This is a genomic window from Halorussus amylolyticus (genome assembly GCF_004143485.2).
In the GTDB taxonomy this organism is placed as follows: domain Archaea; phylum Halobacteriota; class Halobacteria; order Halobacteriales; family Haladaptataceae; genus Halorussus; species Halorussus amylolyticus.
On sequence record NZ_ML974130.1, the window covers coordinates 412245 to 428118 of the forward strand.

The following is a 15874-nucleotide window of genomic DNA, read 5'->3' on the forward strand; positions in this document are numbered from 1 at the left end:
CACCGGAGGTGCCCCGCGATGAGCGCCGAGTCCGCGGTCGGCCGCGAACTCGAACTCGGGGACGTGAGCGTACCGTACCACTGGCTCGCGGTCGGTTCGACCACCGTGCTGATTGCGACCTACCTGAGCGTGCTGTTTCACGTCACCGACGTGGTGGGCGGGACGACGGCCCTGCTCGCGCTGGTGGCGGCCACCCTGCTCGCGGGCGCGGGCGTCGCCCGCCACCTTCGAGCCGGACAGGCCGCCGCGCTCGCGGTCGGTTTGCTCGCGGTCGGCGTCGTCGCGTACTACCTCACGGTGCCGAGCGCGTACCTCGCGACCACGACGGTCCGGAAGGTAGTCGGCGACAACGTCGCCCTGCTGACCGGCCTGTCGGTCCTCCGGATGACCGAGGTCGGCGCGTGGGCGCTCGGGGTCGCGCCCGGTCTCGTGTTCGGCCCGTGGTATCTCGTCCTCCGGCGGCGCTACGCGCTCGCGGTCGCCGCGGGCGGGGCCGCGCTCGGCTTCTTCGTGCTGACCGGCGACGCCGGGAGCTTCGTCACGCTCGTCGGGTCGCTCGCGGCCGCGGCCGCGCTCGGGTTCGGGACGCTCGCGCGCCGGGGCGGCACACCCGCGCAGGTGGACACCATCGCGGTCGTGCTGGTCGCCATGATACTGCTCGCCTCGACGGTCAGCGTGGTCCCCGGCGGGTCGGCGAGTCCCGTCCTCCCCGGCGGCGGGGGCGGTACCCCGACCGTCGAGGGGAGTCTGGTCAGCAACGACGACCGGGCGAACGTCGTCGGGTCGATTCGGCTCTCGCCGAAGGTCCGGTTCACGGTTGAGTCCGACGAGTCGGCGTACTGGCGGGTCGGCGCGTACGACCGCTACGACGGCGACGGCTGGATTCGGACGGGCGACACGACCGACTACCGTGCCCAGGAGTCGCCGCCGGGCGAGACGACCGAGGTCAGTCAGACCGTCACGGTCGAAGCCGAGCGCCTCGACGCGATGCCCGCGGCGTGGCGACCGACCCGGCTCACCGACGGCGACCGGAGCAACACCCGAATCACGTCCGCCGGGTCGTTCGACCCGGTCGGGTCGCTCCGGCAGGGCGAGCGGTACTCGGTCACGAGCAGCGTCCCCGACGCGACCGAACGGGAACTCCAGACCGCCGGAACCGACTACCCCGACGAAGTCGAGAGCCGATACCTCCAACTCCCCGAGAGCAGTGGCGAGCGAATTCAGGAGCGAACCGACGAAATCACTGCGGACGCCGAGACGCCCTACGAGCAGGCGGTCGCGGTCGAGGACTGGCTCGAATCCGAGAAGGACTACTCGCTCGATGTCGAGCGCCCGGACGGCGACATCGCCGAGAGCTTCATCTTCGACATGGAGGCTGGCTACTGCACCTACTACGCCACCGCGATGGTCGCCATGCTCCGGTCGCAGGACGTTCCCGCCCGGTTCGCGGTGGGCTACACCCCCGGCCAGCGAGTCGCCGAGGACGAGTGGGTGGTCCGGGGGTTAGACTCCCACGCGTGGGTCGAGGCGTACTTCCCCGAAGTGGGGTGGGTCCGGTTCGACCCGACGCCCGGCGACCCGCGCCAGACGACCGAGAGCGCCGAACTCACGCAGGCCCGCGCCAGCAACGTCTCGGACGTAGACACCGACGAGAGCGAGGGCGGAACGTGGACGCCGACCACGACCGAGTCGCCGACCGACGAGGGGGCGACGACGACCGAGACGAACGAGACCAACGAGACGAGTGGCGCGACCGAACCCGAAACGGGCGCGGAGGGTCCCCGGCGCCAGACCCCCGACGTCCGGGACGGCGTGAACGAGACAGTCGGCGGGTCCGCGACCGACGAGGACGCCACGGCTGCGGGCGCGTCGGGCGACGGTGGCGGTCTCGGAATCACGGTCGAACCGCCGTCGAGAGAGCAGACCGCGCTCGGCGCGGTCGTCGCGGTCGGACTGGTGGCGGCCGCCCGCCGGACGGGCGTCATCGCGCGACTTCGCCGCGTCGTGTGGCTTCACTGGCAACCCCGGAGCGACCCCGAAACCGACGTTTCGCAGGCGTTCGACAGATTGGAACACGTGCTGAGTCGGGAGCACCGCGAGCGCAGACCCGGCGAGACGCCCCGGGCGTACCTCGGGTCGCTCGCCGACGGGGACGACCGAATCGAGCGAGTCGGCCGCCTGTACGAGCGGGTCCGATACGCCGGGGAGACCGACGAGCGATTGGCCGACGAAGCGGTTTCGCTCGTCGACGAACTGGTGCGCGAACGCCGCGGAGCGACGTAGTTAGTTGAAAGAGTAGGGGGTTTGAAAACTACTGCTCCCTCGCGCGTTCGGGACGGCGCGCGCCGAATCGGCGGCGAAGGTAGCGACACTGTTTTGTACCCCTACAACAAAGTCCCGAACTGTAATGTCGGAAGTCTGCTCGACGTGCGGGCTGCCCGAGGAGCTTTGTGTCTGCGAAGACGTGGCCAAAGAATCTCAGCAGATCACCATTCGCATCGACGAGCGCCGCTACGGAAAAGAGGTAACGATTATCGAAGGATTCGACCCGAAGGACGTCGATTTGGACAGTCTCTCGTCGGACCTCAAATCGAAGTTCGCGTGTGGCGGGACGGTCGAGGACGACCAAATCGAGCTCCAGGGCAACCACACTGGGCGCGTCGAGGATTTCCTGCGCGACAAGGGCTTCAACGTCGCCTGACCTCGCACACGGTTCGCGTAGATTTTAAGGGGTGAGCAGTGGCGATGTCGCGTTAGCGCCGCTCGCTCGAAAGTACTCGCTCAGAACGGAGCTGCGGGTCCCTCGTCCGCGTCGGCTTCGTCGCCTTCGGAACGCGCCAGTTCGCGCTGCCACGCGTCCAAACCGCCGGCCATGCTCTCCACGCGGGCGTCGTCGGGGACGCCCTCGTAGGAGGCGATGAGTCGGGCGGCCTGCACGCTCGATTTGCCGTGCGGACAGACCGTGACGATTCGGTTCGAGCCGTCGAGTCGCTCGATTTCGGTCGCGAGCGCGTGGAACGGGATGTTCTCGCTGCCGGGGATGTGCCCGCGGTCGAACTGCGCCGCGGGGCGGATGTCCACGATTCGAACCTCCGAATCCCGGTCGAGCAGTTCGGCGACCTCCTCGGGGGAGATTTCGGCGTCCATCGAGTCGATGTTGTGTTGCCGGGCGAATAAGCCCCGCGATGGTCAGACGGCGAAGACAAGCCTCCGACGGTTCCGACCCCGTCCCAACGGTCAATCACAATGCTGTTAAACCCGTATTCCGTAGCCCCGAGCATGGTAGAACCACTGGGTCTGGGACTCGGAATTACGATGGTCGTCATCGTGGTTGCCCTTCATTACACGAAGGGCACCGAGTGGCGCACCCCGGACGACATCTCCCAAGAGGTCCTCGAACGTCGGGCCGCGAGCGTGCCGGAGACGGACTTCCCCGAACCGATGAACCGCTCCATCGGGGGCGGCGGCGCGGTCGCGGTCGGCGGCGGCGGTGCCGAGGGCGAACTCGCGGGCGACGAGGACGAAGACGAGGGCTTCGACCCCGCCTCCATCGCCGACGACGAGGTCGAGTACTTCGAAATCGAGTACGTCAACGAGGGCGAGACCATCGAAGTCGCGAACAACGAGACCCTACTCGACGCGGGCGAGGACGAGGGCTGGGACCTGCCCTACGCCTGCCGACAGGGTCAGTGTCTCTCCTGTGGCGGCAAGGTCGCCGACGGTGACGCCCACGAGTACGTCCAGCACAGCAACAACGAGACGCTCGCCGAAGACGAAGTCGAGAAGGGGTACATCCTCACCTGCACGGCGTACCCGACCACCGACTTCTCGCTCGAAACCAACGAGACGCCCTGAATCTTTCCCAGCGCCGCACCTCAATTTCAACCCAAAGGATTGAAATCCTAAGAAGTCCTCCAACAGAATAGTGGGTACGACGAACTCCGACGACATCACGGAGGGCGGGCTGGCGCGTCCGCTGTTCCACCTCGCCTGGCCAATCGTCGTCACGCAACTGCTTCAGGTCGCGTACAACGTGGCCGACGCGTTCTGGCTCGGACGCCACTCAGCGGCCGCGGTGGGCGCGATTAGCCTCGCGTTTCCGCTCATCTTCTTCCTCATCGCGTTCGGCGGGGGGTTCAACGTCGCCGGAAGCACGCTGGTCGCCCAGTACATGGGCGCGGACAGCGACGGGTCGGCCGGGAAGGTGGCGGGCCAGACGCTCGGTTTCGTCGTCCTCGTCGGCGTCGTGATGGCCGCCGTCGGGCGTCTGGGTGCCGGGCCGATGCTGTCGGTGTTCCCGAGCGACCCCGCGACCGCCGCGCGGGTCGTCCCGCTCGCCGAGTCGTATCTCGAAATCTTCTTCCTCGGACTCCCGTTCATGTTCGGCTTTCTGGCGTTCTCGGCCCTCCTCCGGGGGTACGGCGACACCCGGACGCCGATGCGGGTGATGGCGGTCAGCGTGGCGTTCAACGTCGTCCTCGACCCCATCCTCATCTTCGGGGTCGGCCCGTTCGAGGGGATGGGCATCGAGGGCGCGGCGATTGCGACGGTCGTCGCGCGCGCCGTCGGAGGCGTCGCCGGGGTGTACGTGCTGTTCGCCACCGATATCGGACCCGACGTTCGGCCCGAGCACCTCGTGCCCGACCTGAATTACATCCGCGACATCGTCCGCATCGGAACTCCGGCGGCGCTCGAACAGTCGGCGGGCGCGCTCGCCATGGTGACGCTCACGGTGATGATTGTCACGTTCGAACCTGAAGTCATCGCGGCGTACGGACTCGGCAATCGCCTCATCTCGCTCGTGTTCCTGCCCGCGGTCGGTCTCGGCCGGGCGACCAACACCATGGTCGGCCAGAACCTCGGGGCGGGCAACTCCGACCGCGCGGAGCGCGCGGTCAAACTCGCGGCGAAGGCGGGTGCGGGCGTGATGGTCGTCCTCGGCGTCGTCGCCGCGCTCGTCCCCGAACCCATCGTCTCGGTGTTCATGGCGACCGGCACCGCCGAAGGCGCGACCACGGTCGCGTACGCCAGCGAGTACCTCCGGATTCGAACGGTCGAGTTCGCGTTCATCGGCGTGTTTCAGGTGTTGGTCGGGGCGTACCGCGGCGCGGGCAACACCAAGACCGCGATGGTGCTCTCGCTCGTCACGCTCTGGATAATCCGCGTCCCGGCGGTGTACTACCTCGCGTTCGAGACGCCGCTCGGCGCGACCGGTATCTGGGTCGGGGTCGCGCTCGGCCACATCGTGGGCGCAATCGCGGCCGCGGCGTGGTTCACCCGCGGGACGTGGAAGAGCGCGGTCATCGACCGGGACGCGGGCGACTCGACGGTGGGTGTCGAGACCGTCTCCGAGGACTAGTGGTACTGCGGTCGGGGAGTCGTGATAGCGTCGCCGCTGACTCGATGCCAATCGTGTCGTCGTTCCTCCGAATCGCGGGTGACGAGAACGACACCAATCAGAAATTTCCACACGACCACTTTCACTCTACCTAACACCGCACAGCACCGCGACAGCCACACGCCTCCCCAACCGATTCGCTCGCTCCTTCCGGTCGCTCACTCATCCACCGGCGGACAAACCGCGTCCGCCGAGCCTGCAGTCGCTCCGTTGTCGCTCCTGCAGACCTCGCGCATATTGGGGCGGCCACTTGCGGGCCGCCCCAGCGCGCGCCGGGGTGACTGCTCGGCCGGTCGGTCGGTTTCGGCGGTCGAGTCGCCGCGAGCCTCGAATCCGGCAGTCCTTCGCCCCGACCACTACCCTGAATACCCTGTGTTCGGTAGGTCGAATCGAATGACGACTCGACTCACGTCTCGACGCTCACATCTCGCTTTCGGAGGCTCCCAACCGTGACCGGACCTCGAATCGGCGTGGACGTGGGCGGCACCTTCACCGACGTAACGCTCGTGACCGACGGCGACCTCGTGACCGCGAAGGTCCCCTCGACCGCCGACCAGAGCGAGGGCGTCGTCGCCGGAATCGCGAAGGCCTGCGACGAGGCCGGGGTCGCGCCCGACGACATCGAGACGTTCACCCACGCGATGACCGTCTCGGTCAACGCGCTGCTCGAACGCGACGGCGCGACGACCGGCCTCGTCGCGACCGAAGGGTTCGGCGACGTACTCGAAATCGGCCGCCAGACCCGCCCGTCGCTCTACGACCTCGACGCCGAGAAGCCGCCCGAACTGGTCCCGCGCCGCCGACGCTTCGAGGTCAGCGAGCGCGCTACCTCCGAAGGAATCGAGACGCCCGTGGACCCCGAGGAGGTCCGCGCCGTCGCGGCCGACCTCAGGGAGGCAGGCGTCGAGAGCGTGGCGGTCGCGTTCCTCCACGCCTACGCCCACCCCGAGAACGAGCGCGCCGCGGCCGAGATTCTGCGCGACGAACTCGACGTGCCGGTGTCGGCGTCCCACGAGGTGCTGGCGGAGTTCCGCGAGTACGAGCGCACCGCCACCACCGCGGTGGACGCCTACGTCACGCCGAAAATCGACGCCTACGTCGGGCGACTCGAAGCCCGGGCGGCCGAGATGGGCGTTCCCGAACCCCGAATTATGCAGTCGAACGGCGGTATCGCCGACGCCCGAACCGTGCGCGAACGCGCGGTCACGACCGTCCTCTCGGGTCCCGCGGCGGGCGTCGTGGGCGCGAGTCGGGCCGCCGCGGACGTTCGCGCAGACCGCGACCTCGCGGGTCTGGTCACGTTCGACATGGGTGGCACGTCGAGCGACGTGAGCCTCGTCCGGGGCGACCGGGCCGAGCGCACGACCGACACGACCATCGACGGGGTGCCGATTCGGGTCCCGATGGTTGACGTTCACACCATCGGCTCCGGCGGCGGGAGCCTCGCTCGAGTGGATTCCGGGGGCGCGCTCCGCGTCGGTCCCGAGTCGGCGGGCGCGGAACCCGGTCCCGCGTGCTACGGAAAGGGCGGCGAGCGCGCCACCATCACCGACGCGAACGTGGTCCTCGGCTACATCGGCGCGAGCACGGCGCTCGGCGGCGAACTCGAATTGGACGAGACGGCCGCCCGCGACGCGCTCGCCGACCTCGCCGACGAGGCGGGACTCGACTCGGCGCTCGACGCCGCCCGCGGCGTCTACGACGTGGCGAACGCCAAGATGATTCGGGCCATTCGGTCGGTCACGGTCGAGCGCGGCTACGACCCCCGCGAGTTCGGACTGGTGGCGTTCGGCGGCGCGGGCGGACTCCACGCGCCCGCGCTCGCCGACGCGCTCGACATCGACGCGGTGGTCGTCCCGGTCGCGGGCGGCGTCCTCTCGGCGTACGGCCTGCTCGACGCCGACGAACAGCACGACGCGGTCCGGACTCACCTCGTCTCGCTCGCCGACGCCGACACCGCGAAAATCGACGAAATTCTGGGCGACCTCCGGGACGAGGTTCTCGCGGACGTGGGGGACGAGAGCGCGGCAGACGCGGCCGCCGCGTCTGCCGCGGGCGACTCCTCGGCCGAAGTCCGGCGGTCGGCCGACTGCCGGTACGCCGGACAGAGCTTCGAACTCTCGGTCCCGATTTCGGGCGCGTTCGACCCCGACGACGTGCGCGAGAAATTCCACGAGGCCCACGACCGCGCCTACGGCTACCGCGTCGATGAGGACGTGGAAGTCGTGAATCTCCGGGCGACCGCCCGCATCGAGCGCGGCGTCGAGGACACCGCCTACGACGGAGACGGCGAGAGCTATCTCGGGACTCGCGAGGCTCACTTCAGCGGCGAACTCCGCGAGACCGAAGTTCACGACCGCCTCTCGCTCGCCGCCGGAGCCAGCGTCGAGGGTCCGGCGGTCCTCGAACAGGCCGAGAGCACGACCGTCGTGCCGCCGGGGTGGACGGCGGAAGTGCAGGGAGACGGGACCGTGGTTCTCCTTCGAGGTGAGGGACAGTGACCCGAGAGACGGACGAGACGACCGAGAGCACCGACGCCGACATCGACCCCGTCACGCTCGAAATCCTCCGGAATCAGTTGGAGGGCGTGGCCGAGGAGATGGGGCAGGTCCTGATTCGCGGGTCGTACTCGCCCAACATCAAGGAGCGCCAGGACTGCTCGGCCGCGGTGTTCGACGCCGACGGTCGGATGGTCGCGCAGGCCGAACACATCCCGGTCCACCTCGGCGCGATGCCCGAGGCGGTCGCGGCGATTCGCGATAAGAATCCCGAACCGGGCGACGCCTTCGTGCTGAACGACCCCTTCGCGGGCGGCACTCATCTGCCGGACGTGACCATCGTCTCGCCGCTCGCACCCCGAGGGGAAATCGTGGGCTACGCGGTCACGCGCGCCCACCACGCCGACGTGGGCGGCATGTCGCCGGGGAGCATGCCCGCGGGCGCGACAGAAATCTATCAGGAGGGGATTCGGATTCCGGGCGTCCGACTCGCGACCGCCGAGGGTCCCAATGACGACGTGCTCGACCTCCTGCTCGCCAACGTCCGGAATCCCGACGAGCGCCGGGCGGACCTCCGCGCCCAGTTGGCGGCCAACGAGCGCGCCGAGACCCGAATCGGCGAACTGCTCGACGACCACGGTCCGGACCAACTCGCGGCCGCCTTCGACGCGGTCATCGGCTACTCTCGAAATCGAATCGAGACCGAACTCGCCGAGGTTCCGGACGGCACGTACCGCGCCGAGGACGTGCTCGAAGGCGACGGCGTGACCGACGACGACGTGCCGATAGCGGTCGCGGTCACGGTCGATGACTCCCGGGTCGAGGTGGACTTCTCGGGCACCGCCGACCAGGTCGCGGGGAATCTGAACGCACCGCTCGCGGTCGCAAAGAGCGCGGTCTACTTCGTCGTCCGGGCGGTAACCGACCCCGAAATACCGCCGAATCGCGGGTGCTACGAACCGGTCACGGTTCACGCACCTGAGGGGTGTCTGCTCAATCCCACCCATCCGAGCGCGGTCGTCGGCGGGAACGTCGAGACCAGCCAGCGCGTGACCGACGTGGTGCTCGACGCCTTCGCCGAAGCGATTCCCGGCGCGGTTCCGGCGGGGAGTCAGGGCACGATGAACAACCTCATCATCGGAAGCCGGTCGGCCGAGGGGTACACCTACTACGAGACCATCGCGGGAGGGTTCGGCGCGCGCGCGACGAAGGACGGGATGGACGGCGTGCAGGTCGGGATGACCAACACGCTCAACACGCCGGTCGAGTCGCTCGAAACCGAGTACCCGCTCGCGGTCGAGCGATACGCGCTCCGGCCCGACACCGGGGGCGACGGCGAGCACCGCGGCGGACTCGGACTGGAGCGGTCGATAACCGTCGAGACCGATTCGGTGGTGTCGCTGCTCACCGAGCGCCGCCGTCGCGCGCCCGCAGGGCGCGACGGCGGCGCGGACGGCGCGACCGGTGAGAACCGCATCGACGGCGAGGAAGTCCCGGCCAAGACCACGCGGAACGTCTCGTCGGGAACCACGGTCACGGTTCGCACTCCCGGCGGCGGCGGGTACGGCGACCCGGCAGAGAGGGACCCGTCGGCGCGGTCGCGCGACCGCGCCGACGGGAAGGTGACGGATACCGACGCTCCTGAAACTGAGTCGGAGTAACGTCGTCGCCTCTCGGTTTGTGTGGCGGTTTTGGGGAAGCGTCGTGTTCGCGTTCGCGTAACAGTTCTTCTGGGGAAACGTCGTGTTCGCGTTCGTCTAATAGTTTCTCCGGCGAAGCGTCCTGCTCGCGTTTGTGTAACCGTTCTTCCGGCAAGCGCCCTGCTCGCACGTCACCTGTGAGACCGCACCGCACCCACCGCGACTGCACCGCACCTACCGCGACCACACTGCAACCGCACAGACAGCACCGACCGCACCCACCGCGAGCAGGCCACACGCCGTCCCCAATCGCCTCGCTCTTTCCAGTCGCGCTCGCCAGAACGACTATTGAGGCCGGGACCACAGATTCGGTATGGTCGAAAACGAGAGCGACACGTTCGACATCGGCGGCGATTTGACGGTCCGCCGACTCGGCTACGGCGCGATGCGACTGACCGGCGACGACATCATCGGTCGCCCCGACGACGAATCGGCGGCCCGCGACGTGCTCCGGCGCGCGGTCGAACTGGGTGTCGATTTCGTGGACACCGCCGACTCCTACGGGCCGGGCGTCAGCGAGCGCATCGTCGGCGAGACGCTCGACGACGACGACGCCGTCGTCGCGTCGAAGGCCGGACTCCTCCGAAACCGCGACGGCGACTGGATTCCCCACGGCGACCCCGATTTCATCCGGAATCAGGCGCTGTGTAGCCTCGACAGACTGGGCGTCGAGACCATCGACCTCTACCAGTTCCACCGGCCCGACCCCGACACGCCGTTCGCCGAGTCGGTCCACGCGTTCGCGGAGTTGCGCGACGAGGGGCTCATCGAACACGTCGGACTGAGCAACGTGAGCGTCGAGCAGTTGGACGAGGCCCGCGACATCGTGGAGGTGGCGACCGTCCAGAATCGGTACAACGTCGCGAATCGGGAGCACGAGGACGTGTTGGAGGCGTGCGAGGAGGCCGGAATCGGTTTCGTGCCGTGGTACCCGCTCGGCGCGGGCGACCTCGGCGAGAAGGCCGACGCGCTGGCCGAGATTGCGGAGAATCACGACGCGACCCCGAGACAGGTCGCGCTGGCGTGGACGCTCGACCACTCGCCGGTGACGCTCCCGATTCCGGGCACGTCGAGCGTCGAGCATCTGGAGGAGAACGTCGCGGCGTCGGCTATCGACCTCTCGGACGACGAACTCGCGCGACTCGACGGGTGAGCGGTTCTCGCGTCGAGAGAGCCGACGCTATCCGGTCTGCGTCGAAAGAAAGTGCGTTAGTTTAGTTACGCTCGCAAAGTCGAAGCCGCCTTAGAGACGGGTGACGTTGGTCGCGCGCGGACCCTTGTCCGCCTGTTCGATGTCGAATTCGATTTCCTGACCCTCTTCGAGGTCGGGGCCGCCAACGTCCTCCATGTGGAAGAAAACGTCCTCGTCCTCGTCTTCAGTGTCGATGAAACCGTAGCCGCCTGTGTCGTTAAAGAAATCGACCGTACCAGTTGCCATTGCTTCTGAACACAGACGCGACGGACGTATAAACGTTCCGAGGGAAAAGATACCACGGACCGTGCGTTCGGTCCTCGCGTTTCGACGTGCCTCTCGGCCATCCACTCTCGACTTCCCATCCCGTTTCCCGCCGAAAATTTAAAACTCGTTCAAATTTCCCGGGATAACACCGGGTAACATTGCACGAACACATAGAAATATAATGCTCACGCGTGAGTTTAACATGCAGAGCTGACGTGCCAGTCAGTTTCTGACATCCCGGGCTGGTATCCCGATATCACTACCCCCAAACTGGCTTCGTGGACTCACGCTCGCGAGCGGCGCGACTCGTGTCGAAATTCGTTCTGCCACCGAATCATTCACTCTACCGCCGAATCATTCACTCTACCGCCGAATCATTCACTCTACCGCCGAATCATTCACTCTACCGCCGAATCATTCACTCTACCGCCGAATCATTCACTTTGGCACCGAGTCAGTCGTCGGCGACCGCGGCGTCGGGCCGAAACTCGCGGCTGATGGCCTTCCACTTCCCGGTCGAGAACCGATAGTAGTTGATGGCGGCCGGAACCGTGGTCTCGGCGAGGAAGGAGAGATAGAGACCGAACAGTCCGAGCGAGGTCGTCGCGCCGAGGTACGCGACCGGAATCGCACAGCAGAACATCCCGACCATCTGGCTGTAGAACGGCCACCGGGTGTCGCCGCTGGCGTCGAGCGGTCCGGCGGCCGCCGACTTGACCCCCTGTGCGACGGTGGCGACGCAGGCGGCGTACACCAATGACACCGCGACCGGAATCGAGAGCTCGGCGGGGTCGCTCACGAACGACCGGACGATTGGCTCGGCGAACGCACCCACGAGTATCGCGGCGACGACGTACGTCGCCACCGAGAACACCACGATGTCTCGGGCGTACGACTCGGCCCCGCGCTCGTCGCCGTCGCCGAGCGCCTGACCCACCAGACTGCTCGACGCCAGTCCGAAGCCCCACCCGGGCGTGTTCATCAGGCCCCAGATGCGCCGAGCGATGACGTACGCCGCGACCACGTTCGCGCCGAACAGCCCCACGATGGCGAGCATCGGGAACTTCGCGACGGTCCAGACCGTGTTCCGACCCACCACCGGGAGACCGATTTTCACGACGTCGCGCATCGTCTCGCCGTCGAGGTACGTCCCGAACGGGTCTATCTTCACCGGAAGCGCCGGGGTGCCGGGAAGCCGACCCGCCACGAGTCCGCCCGCGAACGCCGCGGTCACGACCACGTTCGAGAGGACGGTACCGACTGCCGCGCCCGCCACGCCCATGCCGAGTCCGAAGATGAACCCGGCGCTCAGGACGATATTCGCGAGTGCGCCGCCCGCCCGGACCACCATCGGCGTCCACGCGTCGTCGGCACCGATGTAGATTCTGCTTCCGACGAGGTTGAGACCCGCGAACGGCACGCCGAACGCGAGAATTTTGAGGTACGTGCCACCGAGTTCGATGGCGCGCGCGTCGTTGGTCATCACCGAGATGAGTTCGGTCGGGAGCAGCCAGAACGCCGCGGAGACCGGAATCGTGACCGCGACGACGAGCGCGGCGCTCGCCCGGACCGCAACGCCGAGTTCGTCGAACGCCTCCGCGCCGTAGCGCTGGGAGACGAGCGCGATGGTGCCGCCCGCGAGACCGCCGCCGAGCGAGAACGCCAGCCCCCAGTACGGCGAGGCGAACCCGACGCCCGCGATGGCGACCGGGCCGACCGCGATACCGACCATCGCCACGTCCACCGCGTTCTTCGACATGCGCGCCAGCCCCGTGACGATGCGCGGCCACGCGAGGTCCGTGGTCCGGCGGACGTGCTTCGGGTCCACGAGGCCCGCGCGGGCGAGCGCGAGACCGATGTAGAGGATGAGCAGACGAACGGGGTTCGGGAGACTGGCCACTATCGAAGATGTTTCGAACCGAAACTAAAGAGCCTTCTTTATCCGGTAAGCCAGACCGAACTCGCCCGGTCGGCGGCGACCGCGGCGCGGGGGCCGCCGCCCGTGGTGGTCTCTCACGTCGCCAGACCGTGTCTCGGCCCACGCCGACCTCGGCCCGATTACGAATTGCGCGTGGTGGCACAAAATATATTCCAGGTGACGGGTGTTAACGGCTCTCGGAGCGTCTCGCGTTCGAGGGAGTTCGAATGACAGTCAACGCCGTCGTGTACCACGAACCGTACGACACCGGTGTCGAGGAGATAGACGACCCGCACGCGCCCGAGCAGGTCGAGGAGCAGGGCGTCTTGGAAATCAACTTCGCGGAGTTGTTCAGCAAGGGCCTACAGGTCGGGACCGGCCAGACGCCCGTGAAGCAGTACAACCGCAGGCTTCGGGACATGATAATCGAAGGGCGAGCGGAGCCGAGTTTCCTGATTTCCCACCGCGAATCCCTGCAGGACGCCCCGGAGATGTACGAGCGATTCGACGAGCACGAGGAAGGCGTGACGAAGGTGTTGCTGTCGGCGTAGGGGAGGAAGCCGCGATATGAAAACCGAGTGACTTTTTAGGCGGGCTTCGAAGCGGACCGTATGGACACCGAATCCTCGGGCCGGACGTGCGATGTCGGTGGGCGGTCGCTCCACTATTCGGAGTACGGCGACTCGACGGGTGCCCCAGTTTTGTTCTTTCACGGAACGCCGGGATGTCGATTGCTCGGTGAACTCCTCGATACCGGCGCGAGCGACGCCAACGTCCGTCTTCTCGTCCCCGAGCGACCCGGAATCGGTCGCTCGGACCCGATGCCCGACCGGACCCTTCTGGACTGGACCGACGACGTGGCGGTCATGCTCGATGCATTGTCGCTCGGGCGAGTGGGCATCGTCGGCTATTCGGGCGGTGGTCCGCACGCGCTGGCGTGTGCGAGCGATTCCGAGGTAGCCGACCGTCTGACCGGCGTCGGACTTCTCGCCGGCGTTGCCCCGCCGTCAGCGCCGCAGGACGACGTTCTGCCGACGAATCGCGTACTTTCGGCCATGTCGCGGTCCGTACCGTGGCTCGTTCGGCCCGTGTTTCGTCTGCAAACGTGGCTCACTCGCCACGCGTCCCCCTCGTTTGTCACGCAGTTCTACGCCGACCGTCCCGTGGGGACCGGCCCGGACGAGATAGACCCGGCAGTCGCCGAGTTGGTGTATCGGGACTTCCTCGAAGCGTTCGACGGTGGCGTCGATGGCGTCGTTCGGGAATTGGCCCTCCTCGCCGAGCAGTGGCCGTTCGACGTGGAAACTGTGGACATTCCGGTGAAAGGGTGGTACGGCGGTAACGACGTGAACGTCCCAGTCGCGCAGGGAGAGTTTCTGACCGCGAGACTTCCCGATTCGGAACTGACCGTCGCGCCCGAAGCGGACCACCTGAGCGTGCTGACCGAGTTCGGTCCGGATGCACTCGGAGAAGTCGCACCCTGACCCGTCTCGGAACGTCACTCCGCGTCTCTATCCATATCTCGAACGCTCGCCGCGACGACGACCGCGGCGTCCCGGAGTTGCGACAGTTCGAGATTCTCGTCCGGGCCGTGAACGTTCGAGTCCCGACCGCCGGGGCCGAACTTGAGCGTGGCCGTTCCTCCGGCGTGGAAGTGCCCGGCGTCCGAACCGCCGCGCGTTCCGCGAACCGGCACGTCTCCGAGGACCGCGTCGGCGTTTTCCGCGACTGCGCGGACGTGGGGGTCGTCAGGGTCCGAGCGGAACGGCTTCGTGCGACTCAGCGCCTCGACCGTCGCGGTCGTTCCCTCGGGGAGTTCGACGCCCGCCACCACCTCGCGGAACTCCCGTTCGGCGGCGTCGATGTCGTGGTCCGGGGGCACGCGGCGGTCCACGGTGAACGAGCAGGCCGGCGGGACGACGTTGGTCTTGACCCCGCCGTTTATCGTGGCGGGCGTACAGGTGGCGCCCCCGACGCCGGGAATCTCGCTCTCCTCGTCGGCGAGTTCGTCACCGTAGGCGTCGAGTTCGGTGACGATGCGCGCCGCGGCCACCACCGAATTCGCGCCTGTCTCGGGTTCGAGTCCGGCGTGGGCCGACGCGCCATCGACGTTCACTCGGAAGGCCAACACGCCCGAGGAGGCGTACTCGACCGCGTAGGTGCTTCCCTCCACGATGGCGTAGTCGGCGTCGAGAGCGCCGCTCTCGACCACGTGGCCCGCGCCCGCCTCGCCGCCGGTCTCCTCGTCGGCGGTCAGCGCGAGGACGAGCGTGGCGTCCTCGGGGAGCAAGTCGGCTTCTTCGAGCGCGCGGGCCGCGAGCGTGTACGCCGCGATGCGGCCCTTCGAATCGCGTGCGCCCCGGCCGTAGAGTCGCCCGTCGTCTATCTCTGCGCCGAAGGGGTCGTAGCTCCACTTTTCTTCTTGGACCGGCACCGTGTCGATGTGGGCGTTGAGCGCGATTGTGGGTCCGTCACCGCGGGTCACGGATGCGAGGACGTTCGGGCGCGGGTGGTCGAGGTCGAGTTCGTCGAGCAAGTCGTCGGGTGCCCACGCGACCTCGACGTCCCAGTCGTACCCCTCGTACTGATTCGTGAGGAGGTCGAGAATATCGGCGTAGTCGCCCGGCGGATTCACGCTCGGGGTGCGGACCATCTCCCGGAGAAACGAAATCGCGTCGTCTCCGAGGTCGTCTACCGCCGATTCCAGGTCGGCGAGTTCAGCGTCGGAAGCCATAGGCTCACGACGGCTTCGGGTGTGTAAACAGTTAGCAATCCGGTAACGCGGAGTCCGGAATCTCAGCCTCCCCGACCCGCGGCGGGGGGGGGGGGGGCCCCCCGCCCCCCCCGGGGGGCGGCAACCCCCGTGTGCCCGCCACGACAAAATATAAAACCCCCCCCCCC

12 protein-coding genes and 1 pseudogene are annotated in these 15874 nt (G+C 67.5%); 9 read left to right on the forward strand and 4 right to left on the reverse strand.

The window, feature by feature from the left end; translation table 11 throughout:
• Nucleotides 1-18 precede the first annotated feature (18 nt).
• Together EKH81_RS02090 and yciH are read left to right on the forward strand one after the other, a co-directional pair.
• Nucleotides 19-2283 (forward strand): transglutaminase TgpA family protein, encoded by a 2265-nt coding sequence (locus EKH81_RS02090; protein WP_132057989.1) that lies wholly within the window; start codon nt 19-21, stop codon nt 2281-2283.
• Nucleotides 2284-2407: 124 nt separating this feature from the next.
• Nucleotides 2408-2701, forward strand: a complete 294-nt coding sequence (gene yciH / locus EKH81_RS02095; protein WP_132057988.1) for a stress response translation initiation inhibitor YciH — start codon at nt 2408-2410, stop codon at nt 2699-2701.
• An 80-nt stretch (nt 2702-2781) separates the two neighbouring features.
• Here the strand turns inward: yciH and EKH81_RS02100 are convergent, their stop codons facing one another.
• A complete protein-coding gene (locus EKH81_RS02100) occupies nt 2782-3147 on the reverse strand; it encodes a rhodanese-like domain-containing protein (RefSeq protein WP_132057987.1) in 366 nt (121 codons plus the stop codon).
• 132 nt (nt 3148-3279) lie between these two features.
• Here EKH81_RS02100 and EKH81_RS02105 point away from each other — a divergent pair, with 132 nt between their 5' ends.
• The 5 genes from EKH81_RS02105 (at nt 3280) to EKH81_RS02125 (ending at nt 10749) form a co-directional block, all read left to right on the forward strand.
• The gene (locus EKH81_RS02105) at nt 3280-3855 is read left to right on the forward strand and encodes a 2Fe-2S iron-sulfur cluster-binding protein (protein ID WP_132057986.1); all 576 of its coding nucleotides are present in this window, start codon (nt 3280-3282) and stop codon (nt 3853-3855) included.
• A gap of 70 nt (nt 3856-3925) precedes the next feature.
• On the forward strand, nt 3926-5359 hold the full coding sequence (locus EKH81_RS02110; RefSeq protein WP_238392100.1) for an MATE family efflux transporter: 1434 nt from the start codon (nt 3926-3928) through the stop codon (nt 5357-5359).
• 488 nt (nt 5360-5847) lie between these two features.
• Nucleotides 5848-7899 (forward strand): hydantoinase/oxoprolinase family protein, encoded by a 2052-nt coding sequence (locus EKH81_RS02115; protein ID WP_132057985.1) that lies wholly within the window; start codon nt 5848-5850, stop codon nt 7897-7899.
• Nucleotides 7896-9557 carry a hydantoinase B/oxoprolinase family protein gene (locus tag EKH81_RS02120; RefSeq protein ID WP_202935033.1) on the forward strand — a complete coding sequence of 554 codons (1662 nt, stop codon included), beginning with the start codon at nt 7896-7898 and terminating at the stop codon, nt 9555-9557. Before EKH81_RS02115 ends, EKH81_RS02120 begins: the two co-directional genes overlap by 4 nt.
• Before the next feature lie 352 nt (nt 9558-9909).
• A complete protein-coding gene (locus EKH81_RS02125) occupies nt 9910-10749 on the forward strand; it encodes an aldo/keto reductase (protein ID WP_132057984.1) in 840 nt (279 codons plus the stop codon).
• Between the two features lie 90 nt (nt 10750-10839).
• On the opposite strand, the gene EKH81_RS02130 is transcribed toward EKH81_RS02125, so the two are convergent.
• On the reverse strand, nt 10840-11034 hold the full coding sequence (locus tag EKH81_RS02130) for a cold-shock protein (RefSeq protein WP_132057983.1): 195 nt from the start codon (nt 11032-11034) through the stop codon (nt 10840-10842).
• Nucleotides 11035-11509: 475 nt separating this feature from the next.
• Entirely contained in the window at nt 11510-12955 is a 1446-nt protein-coding gene (locus EKH81_RS02135; protein WP_132057982.1) for an MATE family efflux transporter, read from the reverse strand.
• 302 nt (nt 12956-13257) lie between these two features.
• On the opposite strand from EKH81_RS02135, the pseudogene EKH81_RS02140 reads away from it, so the two are divergent.
• Nucleotides 13258-13524: pseudogene (locus EKH81_RS02140) on the forward strand (aldehyde dehydrogenase); the annotation flags it as partial.
• 60 nt (nt 13525-13584) lie between these two features.
• The gene (locus tag EKH81_RS02145) at nt 13585-14457 is read left to right on the forward strand and encodes an alpha/beta fold hydrolase (RefSeq protein WP_132057981.1); all 873 of its coding nucleotides are present in this window, start codon (nt 13585-13587) and stop codon (nt 14455-14457) included.
• Between the two features lie 14 nt (nt 14458-14471).
• Here EKH81_RS02145 and EKH81_RS02150 read toward each other — a convergent pair whose 3' ends face one another.
• Nucleotides 14472-15707 (reverse strand): M20 family metallopeptidase, encoded by a 1236-nt coding sequence (locus EKH81_RS02150; protein ID WP_132057980.1) that lies wholly within the window; start codon nt 15705-15707, stop codon nt 14472-14474.
• Nucleotides 15708-15874 lie beyond the last annotated feature (167 nt).

Bases quoted from the DNA above. Each gene is read 5' to 3' on its own strand.
- EKH81_RS02125 (WP_132057984.1), top strand. From the start codon at position 9,910: ATGGTCGAAAACGAGAGCGACACGTTCGACATCGGCGGCGATTTGACG.
- EKH81_RS02150 (WP_132057980.1), bottom strand. From the start codon at position 15,707: ATGGCTTCCGACGCTGAACTCGCCGACCTGGAATCGGCGGTAGACGAC.
- EKH81_RS02130 (WP_132057983.1), bottom strand. From the start codon at position 11,034: ATGGCAACTGGTACGGTCGATTTCTTTAACGACACAGGCGGCTACGGT.
- EKH81_RS02145 (WP_132057981.1), top strand. From the start codon at position 13,585: ATGGACACCGAATCCTCGGGCCGGACGTGCGATGTCGGTGGGCGGTCG.
- EKH81_RS02105 (WP_132057986.1), top strand. From the start codon at position 3,280: ATGGTAGAACCACTGGGTCTGGGACTCGGAATTACGATGGTCGTCATC.
- yciH (WP_132057988.1), top strand. From the start codon at position 2,408: ATGTCGGAAGTCTGCTCGACGTGCGGGCTGCCCGAGGAGCTTTGTGTC.
- EKH81_RS02090 (WP_132057989.1), top strand. From the start codon at position 19: ATGAGCGCCGAGTCCGCGGTCGGCCGCGAACTCGAACTCGGGGACGTG.
- EKH81_RS02100 (WP_132057987.1), bottom strand. From the start codon at position 3,147: ATGGACGCCGAAATCTCCCCCGAGGAGGTCGCCGAACTGCTCGACCGG.